Below are 21,745 nucleotides of genomic sequence, written 5' to 3'. Positions count from 1 at the left end.
AAGGGGAGCTGTCGAACGGAGTGAGACTGAGAGGTTGTAGGAAGGACAGCTTGAAATGATGATAGGAGGACGATCTCCAATGGTCTATCGTATTTATGTCGAGAAAAAGCCCGGCTTTGATGTGGAAGCCGAGGGCCTGAAAAATGAGCTGGTCTCGCTGCTGGGCATCCAGTCCCTGAGCGGGGTGCGGTTGCTCAACCGCTACGACGTGGAGGGCATTGATGAAGCTCTGTTCCACCAGTGCGCCACCACCGTGTTCAGCGAGCCGCCGGTGGACAACACCTACGACACCCTGCCTCAGGATGGCGGCGTGTCCTTTGCGGTGGAGTACCTGCCCGGCCAGTTCGACCAGCGCGCCGATTCTGCCGCCGAGTGCATCCAGCTCATCAGCCAGGGCGAGCGCCCGCTGGTCCGCTCCGCCAAGGTCTACCTGCTGCAGGGCGCTCTGACCGACGAGCAGCTGGCTGAGATCAAGAAATATGTCATCAACCCGGTGGAAGCCCGCGAGGCTTCGCTGGAGGAAAAGGCCACCCTCAAGATGGAGTACCCCGTCCCCACCGCCGTGGCCGTGCTGGAGGGCTTCAACCAGCTGGAGGAAGAGGGCCTGAAAGAATTTATCAACAAGCAGGGCCTCGCCATGGATCTGGGCGACATCAAGTTCTGCCAGGAGTATTTCCGCTCCGAGAAGCGGGACCCCACCATCACCGAGATCAAGATGATCGACACCTATTGGTCCGACCACTGCCGCCACACCACGTTCGGCACCATTCTGGACGATGTGCAGATCGACGACGCCGTGGTGCAGGAAGCCTTTGACCGCTACATGGCCATGCGCGCGGATCTGGGCCGGGAGAACAAGCCCCGCTGCATGATGGACCTGGCCACCATTGGTGCCAAGGAGCTGAAAAAGCAGGGTATCCTCAAGAATCTGGACGAGTCCGACGAGATCAACGCCTGCACCGTCAAGATCAAGTGCGATGTCAACGGCAAGGAGGAGGACTGGCTGTTCCTCTTCAAGAACGAGACTCACAACCACCCGACGGAGATCGAGCCGTTCGGCGGTGCTGCCACCTGCATCGGCGGTGCTATCCGCGATCCGCTGTCCGGCCGCAGCTACGTCTATCAGGCCATGCGCGTCACCGGCGCGGGCGACCCGCTGGTACCCGTCAGCCAGACGCTGCCCGGCAAACTGCCCCAGCGTAAGCTGGTCACCACCGCGGCCGCAGGCTATTCTTCTTACGGCAACCAGATCGGTCTGGCGACCGGTCAGGTGGATGAGATCTATCACCCCGGCTATGTGGCAAAGCGGATGGAGATTGGCGCGGTCGTGGGTGCTACCCCCGCTTCCCATGTCCGCCGCGAGTGCCCCGCCCCCGGGGATGTCATCGTCCTGCTGGGCGGCCGCACCGGCCGCGACGGCATCGGCGGTGCCACCGGTTCCTCCAAGGCCCACAACCTGGAAAGCCTGGACCACTGCGGTGCCGAGGTGCAGAAAGGCAACGCTCCCATCGAGCGCAAGCTGCAGCGCCTGTTCCGCCGGGAAGACGCCTGCAAGATGATCAAGCGCTGCAACGACTTTGGCGCCGGCGGCGTGTCTGTCGCCATTGGCGAGCTGGCCGATGGCCTGTACATCGACCTGAACAAGGTCACCAAGAAATACGACGGTCTGGACGGTACCGAGCTGGCCATCAGCGAGAGCCAGGAGCGGATGGCCGTGGCTCTGGCCCCGGAGGACGTGGACAAGTTCATTGCCCTGGCCAACGAGGAAAACCTTGAGGCGACCCCCGTGGCAAAGGTCACCGAGGAAAAACGCCTGAACATGGTCTGGAACGGTGTGTCCATCGTCAACATCAGCCGCGAGTTCCTCAACTCCAATGGTGCCGAGAAGCACCAGAATGTCCATATCGAAAAGGGCACCGTCTGGCAGCCCCAGTGGTCTGGCATCACCTTTGGCCAGAAGATGAAGCACATGGTGGGCGATTTGAACGTGTGCAGCAAAAAGGGCCTGTCTGAGCGGTTCGACTCCACCATTGGAGCCGCTACCGTCCTGATGCCCTTTGGCGGTGCCTATCAGCTCACCCCGCAGAACGCCATGGTGGCAAAGCTGCCGGTGGACGGCGAGACGACTACCTGCTCCGGCATGGCCTGGGGCTACAACCCCTACCTGACGAGCGCCAACCAGTATGTTGGTGCCCGTATGGCCGTGGTGGAGAGCGTTACCAAGCTGGTGGCCTCCGGCTTCCGCTTCGAGGACGCCTATCTGACGTTCCAGGAATACTTCGAGCGCTTGGGCAATAAGCCTGAGCGCTGGGGCAAGCCGCTGGCTGCCCTGCTGGGCGCGCTGGATGCCCAGATGGGCCTGGGCATTGGCTCCATCGGCGGTAAAGATAGCATGTCCGGCTCCTTTGAGGAACTGGATGTGCCTCCCACGCTGGTATCGTTTGCTACCGCCATCGGCAAGGCAGGCCGTGTGGTCTCCACCGAGTTCAAGAAACCGGAGAGCACCGTCGTGCTGGTGCGCCCCATCCTCGACCCCGAGACGGGCTGCCCCAACTTCTCTTCCCTGAAAGCCAACTACAAGATGGTGGAGCAGATGATGGAAGAAGGCATGGTGGCCGCTGCCTGCTCCGTGGGCTTTGGCGGCCTGGCCGAGGCTCTGTTCAAGATGGGCCTGGGCAACCACATCGGCTTCAAGATGATGGCCGACAAGAGCACGGGCGAGATGTTTGAGCCCATGTACGGCTCCATCGTGCTGGAAATGGTCTCCGACTCTCCGGCCGGTGAGCTGCTGGGCGAGACCACCAAAGATTACATGTTCGAGTGCTGCGGCGAGAAGCTGGATATGGCCCAGCTGCAGGAGATCTGGGAGTCCAAGCTGGAGCCCGTGTACCCCTACCGCAAGGCAGGCTCCACCGTGGAGAAGATCGACGGCCAGCTGGCTGCTCCCGCCGCCCCCAAGATCGGCGTGGCAAAACCGAAAGTCATCATCCCGGTCTTCCCGGGCACCAACTGCGAGTACGACACCGCCAAGGCCTTTGCCCGGGCCGGTGCGGACCCGGAGATCCTCGTCATCCGCAACCTGACCCCGGCGGACGTCACCGCCAGCTGCGAGGCTCTGGTCAAGGCCATTGACAACAGCCAGATCGTCATGCTGCCCGGCGGCTTCTCCGGCGGCGACGAGCCGGACGGCAGCGCCAAGTTCATTGCATCGTTCTTCCGCAGCCCCGCCGTCACCGAGGCCGTGCGCAGCCTGCTCCAGAAGCGGGACGGCTGATGCTGGGCATCTGCAACGGCTTCCAGGCCCTCATCAAGCTGGGTCTGGTGCCCTACGGCGATATCCGCGAGATCAGCCAGTATGACCCGACCCTGACGTTCAACACCATTGGCCGCCACCAGAGTATGCTGGTGCGCACCCGGATTGCTTCCACGGGCAGCCCCTGGCTGAGCAAGTGCGCCGTGGGCGACGAGTATACCGTGGCCATCAGCCATGGCGAGGGCCGCTTTGTGGCACCCCAGCAGGTGCTGGACAATCTGATCGCAAACGGCCAGGTGGCCACCCAGTATGTGGACCTGGAGGGCCAGCCCACCATGGACCAGCGCTACAACCCCAACGGCTCGGTGCTGGCCATCGAGGGCATCACCAGCCCGGACGGCCGTGTCTTCGGCAAGATGGGCCACTCCGAGCGCAGCGGCCAGTACCTGTATAAGAACGTCACGGGCGATAAGTACCAGCCCATCTTCGAGGGCGGCGTAGACTATTTCAAGATTTGATGGTAGAATAGAAGAACCTCTCAGTCGCCTGACGGCGACAGCTCCCCTAAGAAAGGGGAGCCCTTGGCAAAGAGGGGGACTCCTGCGTGAAACGTAGAAGAGCCGCAGGCGAAAAAGAAAAACTTTCCGAAATGCCAAAGCCTCCCCTTTGCAGGGGAGGTGGCATCGCGCAAGCGATGACGGAGAGGTTCTGTCAGGAGGAAAACCAATGTCTCAGCATGACCGTTATATCAGCCCTTTTTCCACCCGCTACTCCTCCGATGAGATGCAGTACATCTTCTCGGATGACAACAAGTTCCGCACCTGGCGCCGCCTGTGGGTGGCGCTGGCCCGGGCCGAGATGAAGCAGGGCCTGACCAATATCACCCCCGAGATGGTGGCCGAGCTGGAAGCCCATGTGGACGATATCAACTATGACGTCGCCATTGCCCGGGAGAAGCTGGTCCGCCACGACGTGATGAGCCACGTCTATGCCTACGGCCAGCAGTGCCCCAAGGCCGCCGGCATCATCCATCTGGGTGCTACCAGCTGCTATGTGGGCGACAACACCGACATCATCGTGATGCGGCAGGGCCTGGAGCTCATCCGCAAAAAGCTCATTGGCGTGCTGGCCAAGCTGGCCCACTTTGCCAAGGAGTACAAGGACATGCCCTGCATGGCCTACACCCACTGCCAGCCCGCCCAGCCCACCACCGTGGGCAAGCGCGCCACCCTGTGGGCCAACGAACTGGTGATGGACCTCAACGAGATCGACCACCGGCTGGCTACCCTGCAGCTGCGCGGCGTCAAGGGCACCACCGGCACCCAGGCTTCCTTTATGGAGCTGTTCAAGGGCGACGCCGACAAGATCCGCGCCGTGGATGCCTCCATCGCCGAGGAGATGGGCTTTGACCGCGAGGCCGTCATCCCTGTCTCGGGCCAGACCTACAGCCGCAAGGTGGATGCATTCATCCTCAACGCGCTGGCCGGTATTGCCCAGAGCTGCATGAAGTTTGCCACCGACCTGCGTCTGCTGGCCAACTTCAAGGAGATGGAGGAGCCCTTTGAGAAGAATCAGATCGGTTCTTCCGCCATGCCCTACAAGCGCAACCCCATGCGGTGCGAGCGCATCTGCGCCCTGGCCCGCTACCTGATGGTGGACGTGCTCAACCCCAGCATCACCACGGGCACCCAGTGGTTTGAGCGCACCCTGGACGACAGCGCCAACAAGCGCATCGCCATGGCCGAGGGCTTCCTGGCTGCCGACGCGATCCTGAACATCATGCTCAACGTCACCGACGGCATCGTGGTCTACCCCAAGGTCATCCGCAGCCGTTTGATGGCAGAGCTGCCGTTCATGGCCAGCGAGAACATCATGATGCAGGCCGTGGAAAAGGGAGGCAACCGTCAGGAGCTGCACGAGCGCCTGCGCCAGCACGCCATTGCCGCCGGCAAGCAGGTCAAGGAAGAGGGCCTGCCCAACGATATGGTGGACCGTGTTGCGGCGGACCCCGCCTTTGGCCTGACCAAAGAGGAGATCGTGGCCGGTCTGGTGCCGGAGAATTTTGTGGGCCGTGCACCCCAGCAGGTGGACGAGTTCATCGCCCACATCCTCAAGCCCATTTTTGACGCCAACCCCGATGCTGTGGAGCAGCACGCGAGTTTGAGCGTCTGAGAATCAGAATGGAGAGGCCATTGCCGTAAAGCAGTGGCCTCTTTTCTGTTGCGGAAAAACACGATACATGATAAAATGGGACAAAAATGATTTTAGGAGCAAAACCATGCGTCTCGATAAATATCTGGCCGAAACGGCCCAGTGCACCCGGAGCGAGGCAAAACCCTGCTGCAAAAGGGGCGGGTGACGGTCAATGGAGCCGTCTGCAAAAAAGGCGACACCCAGCTCAAAGACAGCAATACCGTGGCCGTGGACGGCCAGCCGCTGGCGTACCAGCAATTCGTCTACCTCATGCTCAATAAGCCCGAGGGGGTGGTGAGCGCCTCCGCCGATAAGCGGGATACCACCGTGGTGGATCTGGTAGGGGATGCCTACCCCCGGCGGGAGCTGTTCCCGGCCGGGCGGCTGGACAAGACCAGCACCGGCTTTGTGCTGCTGACGGATGACGGCGGCTTTGCCCACGACATCCTGGCCCCCAAGCGCCATGTCTCCAAGACCTACACCGTCACGCTGGACACCCCGCTGACCGAAGAGATGCGGCAGGGCTTTGCCGAGGGCGTTACCCTGGCGGACGGCACGGCCCTCTCCCCGGCAGAGGTGAGCGCCCTCTCGGAGGACGGCCTTGTGGTGCGGGTAGTGCTCAAGCAGGGGGTGTACCACCAGATCAAGCGGATGTTCGGCGTGTACGGCGCAGGCGTCAACGGGCTGCACCGGGATGCCATCGGCGGGCTGGAGCTGGACAAAACGCTGGCTCCGGGCCAGTGGCGGGAGCTGACGGCGGCTGAAGTGGCAGAAATTACCACGAAATGAGGTCGGCTTTTCACGCGAATTTCAAAAAAGCATCACATTTAGCCGTTAAAATAGGGCCAAGAACCACGCAAAAAGGCACTTTTTGGCCGAAAAACGACTCCGGCAGATAATTTGACCAAGAAAATAGAAACTTTTTTGGTGAAATATGTTGCAAAAGTAAATTCTTTTGTGTAAAATATAGATTGTAAAGCGGCGAAATTGTTAAAAATCACAATCCATGCCACAGCGGCTTGCACAAAAGAGGAAAAGGGGTATCCATTTATGGCCAATAGAGTATTTCAGAGCGTGATCTACCAGATGAAAGACGCGATCGACCGTGTGGTCGGCGTGGTGGATGAGACCGGCGCGGTGATCTCCTGCTCCGAGCTGAACCTGATCGGCGAGGTGCGTGAGGGCTTTATGGCTGAACGCCTGACCGCGGGCGACCGCTTTGTGCGGGACGGTTACACCTACCAGCAGTTCTCCAGCGCAAAGCATAACGACTATGCCGTGTTTGTGGAAGGCGCTGACGAGACGGCTGGCCAGTTTGCCGCGGTGCTCTCCATCAGCCTGCAGAGCATCAAACAGTATCATGACGAAAAGTTCGATAAGTCCAACTTTATCAAGAACGTCGTGCTGGACAACATCCTGCCCGGCGATATCTACGCCAAGGCCCGCGAGCTGCACTTTGCCACCGATGTTTCCCGTGTGGTGTTCATCGTGCGCGTGACCTCCGGCGGCGATATCTCCGCTTACGATGTGGTCAGCAGCCTGTTCCCTGATAAGCAGAAGGACTTCGTTTTCAATATCAGCGAGACGGACACCGTCCTCGTCAAGGAGATCCGCAAGGGCATCGACCGCTCCGATATGGAGAAGCTGGCCGCCAGCATTGTGGACACCCTCTCCGGCGAGCATTACATCAAGGCTGTCGTCGGCATTGGCACCCCCATTGCCAACGTCAAGGATCTGGCTACCAGCTTCAAGGAAGCCCAGATCGCCATGGAAGTGAGCAAGGTGTTTGATGCCGAGAAGCAGATCATCCGCTACGATAACCTCGGCATCGCCCGCCTGATCTACCAGCTGCCCACCACCGTGTGTGAGATGTTCCTGCGCGAGGTGTTCAAGCAGGGCAGCATCGAGAGCCTGGATCAGGAGACGCTGTTCACCATCCAGCGTTTCTTTGAAAACAACCTGAACGTTTCTGAAACCAGCCGCGGCCTGTTTGTCCACCGCAATACGCTGGTGTATCGTCTGGAAAAGATCAAAAAGCTGACCGGCCTGGACCTGCGTGAGTTCGATGACGCTATCGTCTTCAAGGTGGCGTTGATGGTCAAGAAGTACCTGTCCAACAACCCGGCCAAATATTGATGTTTCGCCAAGGCGGCTGCAAGGGCCGCCGGCGCAGAACCGGCCGCTCGAAACCCGATGCTGGCCGGTTCTTTTTCGGGAAAAATTCTTGACCCGCAAATTCAAAAGTCAGGAGTATCCATCTCATGATAGATTTTGAACACGTTTCCAAAGAATATAAAAAGGGCGGCAAGCTGGCGCTGGAGGATATTAACTTCCATGTGGACGACGGCGAGTTCGTGTTCCTGCTGGGCCACTCCGGCGCGGGCAAATCCACCCTGCTCAAGCTCATTCTCCGCGAGGAAGTGCCCAGCGAGGGCAAGGTGCTTGTGGACGGCCGGGACGTGGCCCGGATGCGCCGCCGCCAGATCCCCTACCTGCGCCGCCAGATGGGCATTATCTTCCAGGATTTCCGCCTCATCCCCAGCATGACGGTGTATGAGAACATTGCCTTTGCCATGCATGTGACCAACATCGGCCGCAAACAGATCAAAGAGCGGGTGGGCTACATGCTGGAGCTGGTGCATCTGGAGGATAAGGCCAATGTCTACCCGGAGTTCCTCTCCGGCGGTGAGCAGCAGCGTGTGGCCGTGGCCCGCGCCCTGGCCCACGCCCCCAAGCTGGTCATTGCAGACGAGCCCACTGGCAACATCGACCCCGAGCTGAGCCTTGAGATGATGGAGCTGCTGGAGCGGGTAAGCGAAATGGGCATTACCGTCCTCGTTGTTACCCATGAGCACGAGCTCGTGCACCGCTTCCATCAGCGTGTCGTCACCCTGAAAGAGGGCCGCATCATCTCGGATGTTCCCGCGGATAAAAAGGAGGTGCTGGTATGAAGCCCTCGACTTTCGCGTTCCTTACCAAGCGCGGCGTGCGCAACCTGGGCAAGCACTGGGCCATGACCATTGCCTGCATCGCCTCCCTCAGCGTCTGCATGACGTTGAACATTTTTGCCACCCTGGTCGAAGTCAACGTGGACAGCATGGTCAATTACCTGGGCCAGCAGAACGAGATGGTGGTCTATGTGGACCCCAATGCGGACGACGCCACCGTCCAGTCGGTAGGGGAGAAGATCGCCGCCACCCCGGGTGTGAGCCGGATGCAGTATATGTCCAAAGAGGACGTCCTCAACCAGTACCGGGGGTATATGGCGGATTACGCCGTCCTGCTGGATGAGTTTGAGACGGACAATCCGTTCAAGGCCAACTACCGCGTCTCGCTGGGCGACCTGAGCCAGATGAGCGCCATGAGCCAGACGTTCCAGCAGATCCCCGGCGTGTACAGCGTGGCGGCTCCCATTGAGATGACCAACACGTTTGTGCAGGTGCAGCAGGCCGTCACGCAGATGGGCCGCGGCATCGTGCTGGTGCTGATGATCGTCAGCATCATCACGGTGGGCAGCACCATCCGCCTCAGCGTCTTTGCCCGCCGCCGGGAAATTGAGATCATGAAATATGTGGGCGCCACCAACGCCCTTGTCACCCTGCCGTTCGTCATTGAGGGTCTGACCATGGGCCTGCTCTCCGGTCTGCTCACAGCGGGCGTTACCATCGGCGGGTACGCGTATATCGTGCAGGCGTCCAGCACGCTGGGCGGCCTGTGGCAGCTGCTGATGGGCACGGCTCTGGTGCCGCTGGAATATGTCTGGCGCAACATCCTGTTCTACAGCCTGGCCGGCGGTGCCATCGTCGGCGGCTTCGGCAGTATGTTCTCCATCCGCAAACATCTCAATGTGTAAGCGAAAGGAGCACCCTCAGTGAAACACCCAAAACATTCCGCAGGGTTTGTCCTGTACCACCGCCCGGCCCACGAAAAGCCCCGCGGCGGCCGCGGCACGTTCATCCGGGCAGCCTGCCTCTTTGTGGCGGCGGCCTGCCTGACCCTGAGCGTCACGGTCTATCCAGCCTCTGCAGCCACCAGCATGTCCTCACTGCAGAACAAGCTCAACAAGCTCTCGCAGTCCATTGAGCAGCACAAGAAAGAACTCTCGAATGCCAAGAAGAAAGAGGCCGCCGCCAAGCAGCTGGAGTCCGACCTGAAAGAAAAGGTCACGGTCATCCAGGGGCAGATCGGCGTGCTCAAGAGCCAGATCGCCGATGTGCAGAACAGCATCGGCGTCAAGGAGCAGGAGATCACCGCCAAGCAAGCGGAAATCACCGCCAAGGAAGCGGAGATCGCGGACCAGTGGGACGGCTTCAAGCAGCACATGGCCGCCATGCAGGAGCTGCGGGACGGCGGCAGCGTGGCCATGCTGGCCTCGGTGAACGACCTGTACGAGCTGCTGACGTTCAATGAAGTGATGCAGGATATCTCCATCAAAGACACCGAGATCCTCAACAACATGAAGAACGCCAAAGAGGCGCTCCAGAACGATAAGGCTGCGCTGGAAGAGGAACGCACCCAGCTCCAGAGCAAAAAGGCCGAGCTGGACGCCCAGAACAGCCAGATGCAGTCCAAGCAGAACGAGCTGAATTCCAGCGTCCGGGAAGCCCAGCTGAGTGCGGCTGAGGCCCAGAAAGCCCAGCAGGATGCCAAGGCGGCCATCGAGTCCGATGAGATGAACTACGAGGCCGTCAAGAAAGAGATCCAGAAGCTGATCGCCGCGGCTGCGGCGGCGCAGCCCCAGTTGAGCTTTACCGGCTTCATCTGCCCGCTCAAGAGCTATACCCGCATCTCCAGTGAGTACGGCTGGCGCAAGAACCCGGTTTCCGGCGTCAACAAGCTCCACGCTGGCACCGACTTTGCCGCCCCCGCGGGGACGCCCATCTATGCGGCCGCCAGCGGCTATGTGCAGGTGGCTGGCTGGTCCAGCGGCGGCTATGGCAACTATGTCATCATCTATCACGGCAAAATGTCGGACGGTGTGGCTTACAGTACGCTGTACGGCCATATGCGCTCGGTGGCCACCTCGGCAGGCAAGTATGTCAAGCAGGGTGAGGTCATCGGTTATGTGGGCAGCACTGGCAATTCCACGGGCAACCACCTCCACCTGGAAGTGTGGCGCGGCGGTTCCAAGGCGAACGCGGTCAACCCCCGCGGTTATATCCCCATGAGATAAAGGAGGCCATTTGGCTATTATGAACGAAGAAAAACGCAAGCGCTTTCTGCGCGTTGGCTGTTTGCTGCTTGCAGGGGTGTTCCTGCTCTCGGTCCTCGGGAGCGTGGTGCTGATGCTGCTGGTCTGAGCGTGGAGGAACGGAAATGAATCGGAAGATCTCTTTGGGGATGGCGGTCACCATCGTCATCCTGGCCATGACCGTTACGTTCTCCATTACCATGCTGCTGGCCATGCGGCTGTTTGACAGCACCGTGTCCAGCGTCAAAGAAAAAGAGAGCATGTACAACAAGCTGGCCGAAGTAGACCGCTATGTGCGCGGCAACGATTACTATGATATCGACGAGACGGTGCTCTACGACCGCCTGAGCGCCGGCTACCTGCTGGGCACCGGCGATAAGTACGCCCGGTACTACACTGCCTCCGCCTATACCGACCTGATCAACGTCCAGAACGGCACCCTGCTGGGCATTGGTGTGGAGCTGGCCATCGACCAGTCCGGCTATGCCAAGGTCACCAAGGTGTATACGGATTCTCCCGCCCAGGAAGCAGGGATCAAAGTGGGCGATTACATCACCGCTGTGGACGGCAATGATGTCAAGAGCATGTCGGGTGTGGAAACCGTCCAGACCCGCCTGCGGGGCGAGTCCGGCACCAGTGTCAATGTCACCTGGCTGGACAGTGAGGCCTCGGAGCACAACGCGGACCTGACCCATTCCGGCTATACCGCTACCACCGTGGATTCTGCTCTGCTGCAGGATTCGGTGGGGTACATCAAAATCTGGCAGTTCGATGGCACCACTCCCAGTGAGCTGGATTACGCCCTGCGCAGCCTGACCGCCAGCGGGGCCACCAGCCTGGTGTTTGACCTGCGGGATAACGGCGGCGGCATCCTCGAAGATGCCATCAGCTGCATCGACCTCATCACCCCGGAGGGGACGCTGGCCTATGCCGAGGATAAGTACGGCAACCGCACCCTGCTGGGCAGCAGCACCGGCGAAAGCGCCATCGACCTGCCGCTGGTCTGCCTGGTCAACGGCAACACGGCCAGCGCGGCGGAGCTGTTTGCATCCAGCCTGCGTACCCTAAGCGGGGCCCGGCTGGTGGGCACCACCACCATGGGCAAGGGCACCATCCAGTCCAGCCCCCAGCGTCTGTCCGATGGCAGCGCTGTGGTGGTCACGGTGGCAAAGCTGCTCTGCGGCGACGGCTCCTGTTTTGACGGCACGGGCCTGACCGTGGATGTGGAGCGCAGCCTGACTGCCGATGAGCAGACCAGCTACTACGACTTTACCCTCGATACCGACCCGCAGATCCAGCGTGCCGTCAGCACGGCTCAACAGCTCAGCGGCACTACCACTGTGGGCGGTGTCAACGAGGCCGCTTCCAGCGCGGCTGCAGAGGATGCCGGTGCCGACAGTGAAGTGAGCGCGGAAAGCGAGTCTGCCGCGGAGAGCGAAGCCGTCAGCGAGAGCGAGGCTGCATCTTTTGAAGCATCCAGTGAGGCGGCTGAAAGCGCCGCATCCTCCAACGGCTGAAACAGCAAGTGAATCAACAAAAGGCCCCCGGCGCAGTGCCGGAGGCCTTTTTGCCAGAAATGTGATAACACGAAAGGATGGAACCTATGCCGGAGCTGACTGACCTGTCTTACGTCCGCGCTTTGTGCGAAAAATACGATTTTGCCCTTTCCAAGGGATTCGGGCAGAACTTTATCATCAACCCGGGCATCCCCCAGAAGATCGTGGACGTCAGCGGCGTGGACAAGCGCTATGGTGTCATTGAGATCGGCCCCGGCATCGGTGTGTTGACCCGGGAGCTGGCCAAGCGGGCTGCCAAGGTAGTGTCCATTGAGGTGGACGAGCGCCTGCCGCCCCTGTTGGCTGAGACGATGGCCGGGGTGGACAATTTTAAACTGGTCATGCAGGACGTGCTGAAAGTGGACCTCCGGGCCCTCATTGCCGAGGAATTCCCCGGGATGCCAGTGGCCCTCTGCGCCAACCTGCCCTATTACATCACCAGCCCCATCGTCATGAAGCTGCTGGGCGACCGCCTGCCCATCGAGAGCTTGACCGTCATGGTCCAGAAAGAGGCAGCCGACCGTCTGGCCGCGACCCCCGGCACCCGGGCTTCCAGCGCCATCAGCTGCGCGGTGAGTTACTACGCCACCTCGAAGATGATGTTCACCGCCGCTCCGGGCAGCTTCTACCCAGCTCCCAAGGTGACCAGCGCGGTGGTCCGCATGGACATCCGCCCCACCCCCGCCGTGCAGGTAGAGGACGAGGAGGGCTACTTTGCCCTCATCCGCGCGGCCTTTGGCCAGCGCCGCAAGACCGCTGCCAACGCCATCGCCAGCGGCCTCTCGCTGCCCAAAGAGAATGTCATCCACGCCATTGAGGCCGCAGGCTTCGACGCCCGTATCCGCCCCGAGGCGCTGACCCTGGAGGACTTTGCCGCCATCCAGCAGGCGCTGAAAGCGGCCAACGCATAAGAAAAAAGCAAAATGAAGCAGCCGCAAAAGTTGAACTTGCCAAACCGGCATTCTGGTGATATAATATCCCATGTAATGTCTGCTGGTGTGGCGCAATGGCAGCGCAACTGATTTGTAATCAGTGGGTTGCAGGTTCAACTCCTGTCACCAGCTCCAAGAAAAATCCTACGATATACCGTTGAAATGGCGGCGTGTATCGTGGGATTTTTGCTTTTATATGCGTTGTGAAATGGCTAGAAAGTGCGACAAAAGTGCGACAAATCCCACAAAACAGCATCTAGTGCGACAGTGTGCGCCCCTGTTCTGTATGCCTTGCCCTATATCATACGGCTGTATAATGAGCTATCCTTGCCCCTGCTATGGGCTGGGTGTGTAGCGTTTCACGACCCACCTACATATTCCCCCACTTATGGGGGAGCGGTATCTAATACCGACCCTATACACAAGGGTGTCTGTTAGATTGACAACCCCGACACAAAAAAGTGTCAGCATCGACACAAGCGGCGATGAGGTCAATCTGCCTGACTGCACCAATCTGTGTAATCGGTTCAAAATTGAGCGGGTTTCGATGCCCTCAAAATTGAGTGCATTTCAATTACGACCCCCTGCCCGGTCTGCCTGATAGCACTATCACAGAATTGTGATGCCCGGCGGCTTCCTGGCTGCGTCAATCCGCTTTTGGATGCACCCACCTGTGAAGGTGTCCCCACTTTTGGGGATACGCCCTCAAAGATACCGCCAGATGTGGCGGCATTGCATCGGCTTCGCTTCTGGGTGCGTGGGATGCCTGTGCAAATGCGTGGGAAACAGGCTTTCGGGGTCTGGCAATATACTTTCATTACTGGGCAAAGAAAAAGCGCAGAACCCGCTAAAACAAGGCTCTGCGCTGTGCTGTGTGCTGTTTAGTGCTGGGGGCTGGGCTGGATGCCCAACAGCTTCATAATAGCAGGATAATCGCCCTCGTGTTGTTCAAGCTGCTTGCCCAACGCTTCAATCTCTGGCTGGCTGCTCCGTGATACCCTGTCAACCAGAGCGACCACAATATCAATCACTTCGGGGTGCTTCTGGGCTTTGGCTCGAATCAGGCTTGCGATCTGGCTAACTTCTGCGGTGCGCTTGGTGCTGTTCTGCTCGTTCATTTTGTACGTCCTTTCTATATCTCGTGATTATGCGTTCATCGGCTGGGTAAGGGATTCAGGGAAGAACGATGCTTTATAGCTTGCATTGTCGCCCTTGCTTGCGTAAATCAAGAGGACTTGGAAAGCGGCCTTTGCACCGTGCAGGACTTCACGCCCCTGCTTCTTCCAGTCTGCCCACGTCCGGCATTCTTCTTCAATCCCGGCGGTCTGCTGGGCTTCTGCAATGCGCTGGGCGTTGATGGGTTCAGCCTTTGCGCTGTTCCATGCCCGGTGCAGACATTCGGCAAATGTGCCGATGCCCTTGCGGAACAGCTTCCACGCCTTGCACATGATTTCATGCAGATTGTACGTCATTTTTACTACCTCACTTTACAATGTGGGGCAGGGCTGTTATAATTGCCTTGCCCCTTTGGGTTTGCTCGGTGTGTCTGTTTGGCGATGGAACACCGGGCATTTTCTTTTATACAGCTTTCGGAGTGGGATTACTGGCTTAGCTGGCGTTATGCTCTTGCGCTCCCGGTTCCGTATCTTCATCCCTTATCCGGTGTCGCTCCCTCGCTGTGATTATAGTATACACTATTTAATAGTATATGTCTATTAGCAGGATGCACAATATTAAACAGTGTAAATTGTGCTGTTTTGTACTGTTAAATTGTGTGCTTTTATGGTATACTGTTAAACAAGAAGAATCACCGATCTACACGACAAGGGGGCTTTATATGGTAACAGAAGCACGGAAAAGGCTAATGCCAAATGGGATAAAGAAAACATGACTATTCTCGGATGCAGAGTAAAGAAAGACTATGCTGCCAGATTCCGGGCTGCTTGTGTAGCCGCCGGGACTACTCCAAACGCTGTGCTGAAACAGGCGGCTGACGATTTCTTGAAAGAGCATCCAGCAGATGAAGAATCACCTATCGAGGAATAAGGGGGCTTGTGTTATGGCTACTATTATCGGTTGTCTGCTTTTTGGATTTTGGTTCTTTCAAGCCTTGTTTAAGGCAAGTAAATAACCGCATGATTCCTAGAATCTCTGTTTCAAAAAGTATATAATTTTGTTGCAAAAATATTCCCTGCATCTGACGTTCAAGCCGGGTGCAGGGATTCTTTGTTTTTAGCTGGTTAGCTATGACTAATAAAACCAACTAAAACACGATTCATAAAAATGGCGTGATTTCGTCAAAATAAATCAATCTGGTTTATTCATCGTGTGCGGTCAGTTCGTCCTCGCTGATTGCTGCCTGCAAAGCTGCGCCAACGTCAAAAGCGTGGTCTTCGGCAATGTCCACAGCGTCAGAAATGGTAAGATACAGTTTGCCGCTGATGTCTTTATCCTGAATCTGCTGCAACAGATGAAAGCACTCGTGCATCTTATCAATCAACAGCTTGTTGCTCTCTCGGTTGATGGTGTGATAGTACAAGGAACGGTTGTCAACGTGGTTAATGACCATAATGTAAAAACTCCTTTTAATATGTGTGTATAGGGTGGGTCAAACTTCTTTAAGGGCGCACGGCGGGTCAAGCTGGGTCTGTCCGGCGCACTGCTTCAAAATATCGTCAGCAACCTTGACTTTTTTGCCAAAAGAGCGCAACCGGGCAAGTTCTCTTGCTCTGAATCGTTGAATCTCCTGTCTGCCCTTCTCTCCCGGACTGGGTCTGAAGTATCCGCCGGGACGTTCGGTGGTGTAAAGGACTAACAGCCCTTCGTTTAATTCCCTTGCGGCAATGGCTCGACGCTCTCTTGGCGTTACTCCCAAAATACGGCAGACCTCTGCGGCAGGGATTGCGTTTTCTTCGCCTTGCGGCACAATGTCATAGATTTTCAAAGAAATCCCTCCATTCTAAACGATGATGTGATATAATAGAGGGCGGGAACGATAGTAGCCATATTTTCCCGCTCTCGGCTGTCCTGTGTGCTGGTAACACATGGGGCAGCTTCTTTTTGTTTACGGCTATTCATTTCTTCGCTCTCCTGTCGATGCGTTCAAAGCCCTGCTGTATTCTTCCTGTATCTCTGGTAAAATCCACTCCCACCACCACAGATTATTTGTGACTTCATACCGTCTGCAAGTGGGACACATGGTTAGCAGACCAAAGTACAGATTAGGGCTTGACCATTCAACAAGATAGTGACCGCTGCCGTTGCAGGTGGGGCAGGGACTGCCGCCGGGTGGGTGATTAAACCGCTTGATGTGCTGCAAGCGCAGTTCTCGCAACGTCACTTGGCAACGCCCCTGTTCTTTTCTGAATGCCTGATTTATGCTTGCTTCCTTTATAGCACGGTCAAAGCCCGGCTTGACGAATTGTAGTAAATCCGACTGTGACCGATTAAAGAGATCTGCCAAATCATCAGGTGAACCCGCCCATGCCTGAACAGCTGGGGGCAACTCCCTGAACATCCTACGGTTTTCCTCTCTCAACTGATACGGTGTGATTCTGCCCTCGTGGGTCATGATGCCGCCATACCGGGCATGATAGAGGTTGTCTTGCATCCTTTTAGCAATCCGCCGGGTTTGCGCCCACGATTCAGAAGCAGAGGGCAGGGCGGCAGCTTGCAACTCTTTGATAGCGTTGCTCCAATCCACAATGAATTGACTTTGAAAGCGGCAGACCGCAAAGGCAGCGGGCAAGGCTTTCAATGCGATCTCGTCCGGGACACTGCCAAGCACAGAGGAATACACAAGCATTTCAGCCCGGCGGACTTCTGCATCCTGCTTCTTTCCAAAATGTGAATCAATCGTAGAAAGGCACTGAATCAGCTTTTCTTTCGTCATTGCGTTATGCTCCCGAATGTTTCATCAAATAAGCGTGTGTATTCTTCTTCTGCGGTCAGCGGCCTTTGCTGGCTTTGCTGGGGCTTCGGTTCGTCCAGCGCATAGAATTTCATCCAACCGTGCAATGTTGCCTGTTTGATGATTGCGACCCATTCACAGGGCTGGAACTCGCCGTTAAGCTGTTCGCACAGGCTGCGCCGCATGGTGTCGGTTAAAGCCTTGTGCTTCTCCTGACGCATGGTGTCGTAATCCTGTAAGGCTTGCGAAAGGGCTGAATCTGTACCAGCAAACTCCGCAAAAATATCTTGCCTGTCTTGTTGGGTTGCGCCCTCACTCGCTGCGCCAGCAGCTGAATAATCCATGTTCGTGTTCTTATCCACTTCCATGTTCTTATTCATGTTCTCTTTCTTGTTCGGTTTTTGAATTTCAGAAAGGGGGCTTTCGGATTTTTCAAAAGGGGCTTTTTAGGTCTACCACCTTTTTCGCCGTAGGTCTGATATTTTCTGCTTGCTTCAAGATTGGGCTTGACTGCATCCCATAACGGTTGTAATGATTTTCTTAACGGTATTTCCTCGCCAGTGATGCCGTACTTTGCAACTGCGTAAAGAAATTCACCTCGTTCTTTTGGCTTCAACTTCTCGGCAGCGTTTAAGTACGACACAAAAAATTTGAAACTGTTGCCCAAAATATCACCATCACTTCCCGGCGGTGTTGGTGTCCAGCACCGATACAGCGACACGGATTTCTTTGCTAATGGTGCGGAGTGCTTCGACAGCATCGTGCAAGCTCTGAACTTCATCGGATGCGATGCAATCCCGGAGTGCGCTATTCGCTGCGCCCTGCACGGCGTTTTCCAGCGTGGTATAGTAACGTGCTTCACGCATAAGAGGGGCGGTTCTCCCGCTTGCTCTGCGGCGGTCACTGACTGCGGACGGAATACCAACGGTGTAGCTGTTGCCGTCGGCGGTGAGGTAGAATTTGCCATAAAGATGAACCATGATTTACTCCTCTCGATTAAAGTGTGATTTTTCGGATGCCTTGCACAGTGTCGGGCCGGGATTCCGCCGGGATGCCTTTGCAAAATTCGGCAACGGATTCGGCGTTGACTAACCAGCGGTTTCGACTAACTGCAATGTATCGGACTTGCCCGGTGTGGCAAAGATTGCGCAGGAAGTAGGGGGACAGACCAAAGCGGGCGGCTGCTTCCTTAACTGGCAGCATGGTGGGCAGTGTAATGGCGTTGCTCATTCTTTGCCATCCTCTCCGCTGATATTTTTGATAATCTGCATGATTTTTTCTTTTTCGTCGGCGGGCAACTCCCTGCGGAGCTTTCGACTGAAATTCGCATCGGTGATTCCCAAAGAATCCGCAATCTGCCAAAGGCAAACGCCAGAGAATGCGGCAGCTCTCCGAATATCACGATTGGGGCGAGTGTTCGTTACCATGTGTTTTCCTTTCCCTCTGTTCATATTGACAGAGAATCACAAAGAATGTATAATCGATATATCGAAACAACATTGTAGCCGTTCGACATACCGATTGTACCACATGATTGGCTGATTTTTCGTCTGGATGGATATAAAAAACAATATCGAATAAATACTGCTATTAATTCGATATATCGAATAAAGGAAGGGTGTAAATGAGAAAACCAAAAATGAAGAAACCAGAAATCAATACCCCTGCTGTTATATCTTTTGCTGGAAACATGGGTGATTTAATCGATGATTTGAAACATGATGAAAAGAAAACACACAACGAATGTGCAGAAATGTTGGAGTGTTCTGGTTCGTCATTGACTGGATATTTAGCGAAAACGCAAGCAGCATCTATTGAAGTGCTTTATCGTGCAGCGGTATTGTTTGGTGTGTCTGCCGATTGGCTTCTTGGGCTTTCACAGAAAGATATACGAACTAGCAAACCAGATGTTAGAGCGGCGGCGGAATTAACACGGCTTTCTGATAAGGCGGTAGAAAGGCTAAACTACAATCCACCGTTTAAGCCCATGTCACCAGAGGAAGCAGAAAGAGCGATAAAAGAAAAAACTCTGCCGCCTAGAGCGTGGACAGATGAAGAAATCGAATTGCTTTCAAAAATGATTGTGGATGGTTCGCTTCTGGGAATCATTCGACATATTAACAACTATGAAACATTAGCAAAGTATGATGCACTCAAAAGAAAGCGATACGAATTGACAGGCGAACGAGAAGATGGTATGACGATCGGCACGGAGTACGGAACAGGAAAAGAATTTATAGTAGATACAACCTTTTCCGTAAGTATGGAACTAGAACAGTATAAGGCGCAAAAAGCTGTTACGATGTACACGGAAAAACTGAATAGTGATGCGCAAGCGGCTTATAAAGATATAGGTGGAAAAAATGGCACAGCTAATAAAAAGAACAAAAAAGGACGGTAAAACAGCTTATCTTGCAAGGGTATATTGTGGGCGAGATAAAGACCGCAAACCCATCTGCAAGACAAAGACCCTTACACCCCCGCCGGGAATGACCGGGCGCAAGCTGGATAAAGAACTACAACGGCAAGCGGATGAATTTGAACAAGCTGTTTTGCATGGTACGCTTCAATCTGATATGCTTTTCGATGCCCTGTTAGACAAGTATTTCAGCGAGTATGCAGAACCGCAACTGCGTGAACGGACGGTTTACGACTACAAAAAACTTGCCCCTCGTGTGCGTCAGGCTCTGGGCTGCTTCAAGCTGTCTGCAATCAAACCAGACCATATAATGCGGTTCTATAAGAATCTGGGTGAATCGAATATCCGACAAGACAGTACCTATACAGGCACAAAAGCCCTGCTCGATCTACTGCCAAAAGGAAAACGGAAAGCAGTTACCGACAAAGCGGGGATTTCAGAACGGACGATGAACACAGTATGCAAGGGCGAAAACGTCAGCAGGGCAACGGCTGAAAAGGTATCTAGTGCCGCCGGGCTTGCTTTCTCCAAAGCATTTGCAGAACACGCCAAAGAGGGCGGCAAGCTGAATGGAAACACGTTGCAGCACTATCACGCATTCTTATCTTCTGTATTCTCTCGTGCTGTGGTGTGGCAACTGATTGATTCAAACCCTTGTGACCGGGTGCAGCCGCCAAAACATGAAGCGCCAGACGTTCAAGTGTTGGATGAAAACGAGATAGCGCAACTTCTGAAAGCCCTCGAAACTGCGCCCCCGCTTTATTCGACCATGACACAACTTGCGCTGTTCACAGGCGCACGGCGTGAAGAACTGTGTGCGCTGCGTTGGGCTGACGTGGATTTTGAGCGGGCAACGATTCGTTTTGAACGTTCAATGCAGAGAATACCGGGTGCGGGTGTTGTCTTTGCCCCGCCCAAAACCAAGCGTTCCCGGCGGATTATCCGGGTAGGTGATAACTGTATCGAGCTGCTGCGAGAATACCGCCAGATACAGCGGGAGCAGTGTTTGCGCATGGGGTCAGCGTGGGTGCGCACGGTTGATATATGCGGCAAGACCATTAAAAACGACCTGATTTTTACAAGGGCGGACGGTGCGCCATTCGACCCACACAGCATTACAAGCTGGTTTAGCAAATTCTTGAAAGCAAATGACCTGACTTCTGCCCACTTCCACAGCTTGCGCCATTCCAACGCAACCTTGCTTATTGCCGACCATGTGCCAGTATCGGCAGTTAGCGGGCGGTTAGGACACGCTAACATTTCAACCACGCTGAACATTTACACAAGCGCAATTCAATCAGCAGATGCAGCGGCGGCAAACAGCCTAGAAAGCACCTTTGAACGTATCAAAGAAAAGAACCACGCATAAAGAAAGACAGTCCACAGCGGTGATTATACCGGGCTTGTGGACTGCCTTTTTATTCTCTTTGGAAAATTTCGCCTTTTTGTTTGGGCGGGATACTCTCGGCTATGACCGCATGGGGTAGGGGTCAAGCCCATATTCCCCGCCGGGCAGGGGGTGAACGGTTTGTTATACCCTCGTTCCCTGCTGGGGTGTGTCTGGCTCTCCCCATCGTGTGTGTGTTGGATGCTGGCTTTATCCTCGATGCGCTGCCCTCGTTGGCTCTTGCATCCTGTTTATGGTATCGCTTGCAAGTGCGACAAAAGTGCGACAGAAGTGCGACAACGGCACGAAACGCAAGAGAATAATCCATAACATAAAAATGAAAAAATGACGAATTATCTATTTGAAAGCAAATACGATGCAACATAAGAAAATCATTTTGTGCGCATTTGTAATCAGTGGGTTGCAGGTTCAACTCCTGTCACCAGCTCCATTTAAGGCACCTGAATCCGTTGAGGGTTCGGGTGTTTTTCTTTTGGAAAGAGGCTGCCCGCATTCCTGCAAAATAATTTGCGGCAAAAACTTGACAAATCCCCGGGGCAGTGGTAAGATATACAGGCAGTCCGGCACGGACTGTGAAAAGAATATGGGCGTGTTCCCGAGTGGCCAATGGGGACAGACTGTAAATCTGCTGCTTTTCAGCTTCGGTGGTTCGAATCCACCCGCGCCCACCAAGAGAACGCTTGTGTAGAAATACACGAGCGTTTTTCTTTTGCACAAACAGCAAACTCACGCAGGCGGGTGGATTCGAACAGCATCGGCCGCCGCTATCCGTCCCGGCGGCAAAAAAGCCCCTGAGGGGCTTTTTTAGATGCGCGGCTCGCGCAATCCACCCGCGCCCACCAAGAACTCCAGTATCCGAACCGGGTGCTGGAGTTTCTGTTTT

At 55.8% G+C, this 21,745-nt stretch carries 19 protein-coding genes, 2 tRNA genes and 2 pseudogenes; 13 read left to right on the top strand and 10 right to left on the bottom strand.

Going from position 1 to position 21,745, the window contains the following annotated elements:
• Window positions 1–79: 79 nt before the first annotated feature.
• From DXA70_RS08310 to DXA70_RS08265, 10 genes and pseudogenes are all read left to right on the top strand, one after another.
• Window positions 80–3,771: pseudogene (locus DXA70_RS08310) on the top strand (phosphoribosylformylglycinamidine synthase).
• 208 nt (window positions 3,772–3,979) lie between these two features.
• The gene (gene purB / locus DXA70_RS08305; RefSeq protein WP_022257046.1) at window positions 3,980–5,425 is read left to right on the top strand and encodes an adenylosuccinate lyase; all 1,446 of its coding nucleotides are present in this window, start codon (window positions 3,980–3,982) and stop codon (window positions 5,423–5,425) included.
• Window positions 5,426–5,531: 106 nt separating this feature from the next.
• Window positions 5,532–6,235: pseudogene (locus DXA70_RS08300) on the top strand (pseudouridine synthase).
• 261 nt (window positions 6,236–6,496) lie between these two features.
• A complete protein-coding gene (locus tag DXA70_RS08295; RefSeq protein WP_022257044.1) occupies window positions 6,497–7,582 on the top strand; it encodes a helix-turn-helix domain-containing protein in 1,086 nt (361 codons plus the stop codon).
• Window positions 7,583–7,707: 125 nt separating this feature from the next.
• On the top strand, window positions 7,708–8,397 hold the full coding sequence (gene ftsE, locus DXA70_RS08290; RefSeq protein ID WP_128118187.1) for a cell division ATP-binding protein FtsE: 690 nt from the start codon (window positions 7,708–7,710) through the stop codon (window positions 8,395–8,397).
• A complete protein-coding gene (locus tag DXA70_RS08285; RefSeq protein ID WP_128118186.1) occupies window positions 8,394–9,299 on the top strand; it encodes a permease-like cell division protein FtsX in 906 nt (301 codons plus the stop codon). The genes ftsE and DXA70_RS08285 overlap by 4 nt, the downstream gene beginning before the upstream one ends.
• A gap of 18 nt (window positions 9,300–9,317) precedes the next feature.
• Window positions 9,318–10,619 (top strand): M23 family metallopeptidase, encoded by a 1,302-nt coding sequence (locus DXA70_RS08280; protein WP_243001240.1) that lies wholly within the window; start codon window positions 9,318–9,320, stop codon window positions 10,617–10,619.
• Between the two features lie 143 nt (window positions 10,620–10,762).
• Complete coding sequence (locus tag DXA70_RS08275) at window positions 10,763–12,154, top strand: S41 family peptidase (protein WP_128118185.1); 1,392 nt, start codon at window positions 10,763–10,765, stop codon at window positions 12,152–12,154.
• Window positions 12,155–12,240: 86 nt separating this feature from the next.
• Window positions 12,241–13,104 carry a 16S rRNA (adenine(1518)-N(6)/adenine(1519)-N(6))-dimethyltransferase RsmA gene (gene rsmA / locus DXA70_RS08270; protein WP_022257038.1) on the top strand — a complete coding sequence of 288 codons (864 nt, stop codon included), beginning with the start codon at window positions 12,241–12,243 and terminating at the stop codon, window positions 13,102–13,104.
• 81 nt (window positions 13,105–13,185) lie between these two features.
• Window positions 13,186–13,260, top strand: a tRNA-Thr gene (locus DXA70_RS08265).
• A 746-nt stretch (window positions 13,261–14,006) separates the two neighbouring features.
• On the opposite strand, the gene DXA70_RS08260 is transcribed toward DXA70_RS08265, so the two are convergent.
• The 10 genes from DXA70_RS08260 to DXA70_RS08210 form a co-directional block, all read right to left on the bottom strand.
• Complete coding sequence (locus tag DXA70_RS08260; RefSeq protein WP_128118184.1) at window positions 14,007–14,243, bottom strand: hypothetical protein; 237 nt, start codon at window positions 14,241–14,243, stop codon at window positions 14,007–14,009.
• A gap of 27 nt (window positions 14,244–14,270) precedes the next feature.
• Complete coding sequence (locus DXA70_RS08255; RefSeq protein ID WP_128118183.1) at window positions 14,271–14,597, bottom strand: hypothetical protein; 327 nt, start codon at window positions 14,595–14,597, stop codon at window positions 14,271–14,273.
• An 845-nt stretch (window positions 14,598–15,442) separates the two neighbouring features.
• Window positions 15,443–15,694, bottom strand: coding sequence for a hypothetical protein (locus tag DXA70_RS08245; RefSeq protein ID WP_128118181.1), 252 nt, complete (start codon window positions 15,692–15,694; stop codon window positions 15,443–15,445).
• A gap of 39 nt (window positions 15,695–15,733) precedes the next feature.
• Window positions 15,734–16,069, bottom strand: a complete 336-nt coding sequence (locus DXA70_RS08240) for a hypothetical protein (protein ID WP_128118180.1) — start codon at window positions 16,067–16,069, stop codon at window positions 15,734–15,736.
• Window positions 16,070–16,195: 126 nt separating this feature from the next.
• Window positions 16,196–17,017 carry a hypothetical protein gene (locus tag DXA70_RS08235; RefSeq protein ID WP_128118179.1) on the bottom strand — a complete coding sequence of 274 codons (822 nt, stop codon included), beginning with the start codon at window positions 17,015–17,017 and terminating at the stop codon, window positions 16,196–16,198.
• Window positions 17,014–17,415 carry a hypothetical protein gene (locus DXA70_RS08230; protein ID WP_128118178.1) on the bottom strand — a complete coding sequence of 134 codons (402 nt, stop codon included), beginning with the start codon at window positions 17,413–17,415 and terminating at the stop codon, window positions 17,014–17,016. Before DXA70_RS08230 ends, DXA70_RS08235 begins: the two co-directional genes overlap by 4 nt.
• Complete coding sequence (locus DXA70_RS08225) at window positions 17,412–17,702, bottom strand: DUF6291 domain-containing protein (protein ID WP_207660162.1); 291 nt, start codon at window positions 17,700–17,702, stop codon at window positions 17,412–17,414. The genes DXA70_RS08230 and DXA70_RS08225 overlap by 4 nt, the downstream gene beginning before the upstream one ends.
• Before the next feature lie 10 nt (window positions 17,703–17,712).
• A complete protein-coding gene (locus DXA70_RS08220; RefSeq protein WP_128118176.1) occupies window positions 17,713–18,015 on the bottom strand; it encodes a hypothetical protein in 303 nt (100 codons plus the stop codon).
• A gap of 16 nt (window positions 18,016–18,031) precedes the next feature.
• Window positions 18,032–18,265, bottom strand: coding sequence for a helix-turn-helix domain-containing protein (locus tag DXA70_RS08215; protein WP_128118175.1), 234 nt, complete (start codon window positions 18,263–18,265; stop codon window positions 18,032–18,034).
• Complete coding sequence (locus DXA70_RS08210; RefSeq protein ID WP_128118174.1) at window positions 18,262–18,462, bottom strand: hypothetical protein; 201 nt, start codon at window positions 18,460–18,462, stop codon at window positions 18,262–18,264. Before DXA70_RS08210 ends, DXA70_RS08215 begins: the two co-directional genes overlap by 4 nt.
• 197 nt (window positions 18,463–18,659) lie before the next feature.
• Here DXA70_RS08210 and DXA70_RS08205 point away from each other — a divergent pair, with 197 nt between their 5' ends.
• From DXA70_RS08205 to DXA70_RS08195, 3 genes are all read left to right on the top strand, one after another.
• The gene (locus DXA70_RS08205; RefSeq protein ID WP_128118173.1) at window positions 18,660–19,436 is read left to right on the top strand and encodes a hypothetical protein; all 777 of its coding nucleotides are present in this window, start codon (window positions 18,660–18,662) and stop codon (window positions 19,434–19,436) included.
• A complete protein-coding gene (locus tag DXA70_RS08200) occupies window positions 19,399–20,823 on the top strand; it encodes a site-specific integrase (protein WP_128118172.1) in 1,425 nt (474 codons plus the stop codon). The genes DXA70_RS08205 and DXA70_RS08200 overlap by 38 nt, the downstream gene beginning before the upstream one ends.
• Before the next feature lie 624 nt (window positions 20,824–21,447).
• Window positions 21,448–21,533 (top strand) — tRNA-Tyr (locus tag DXA70_RS08195).
• Window positions 21,534–21,745 lie beyond the last annotated feature (212 nt).

Origin of the sequence: Faecalibacterium sp. OF04-11AC (assembly GCF_003460645.1) — a bacterium.
Lineage (GTDB): Bacteria > Bacillota > Clostridia > Oscillospirales > Ruminococcaceae > Faecalibacterium > Faecalibacterium prausnitzii_I.
Note: the sequence above shows the minus strand (reverse complement) of the source record. Positions and strands in the feature narration are given on the sequence as shown.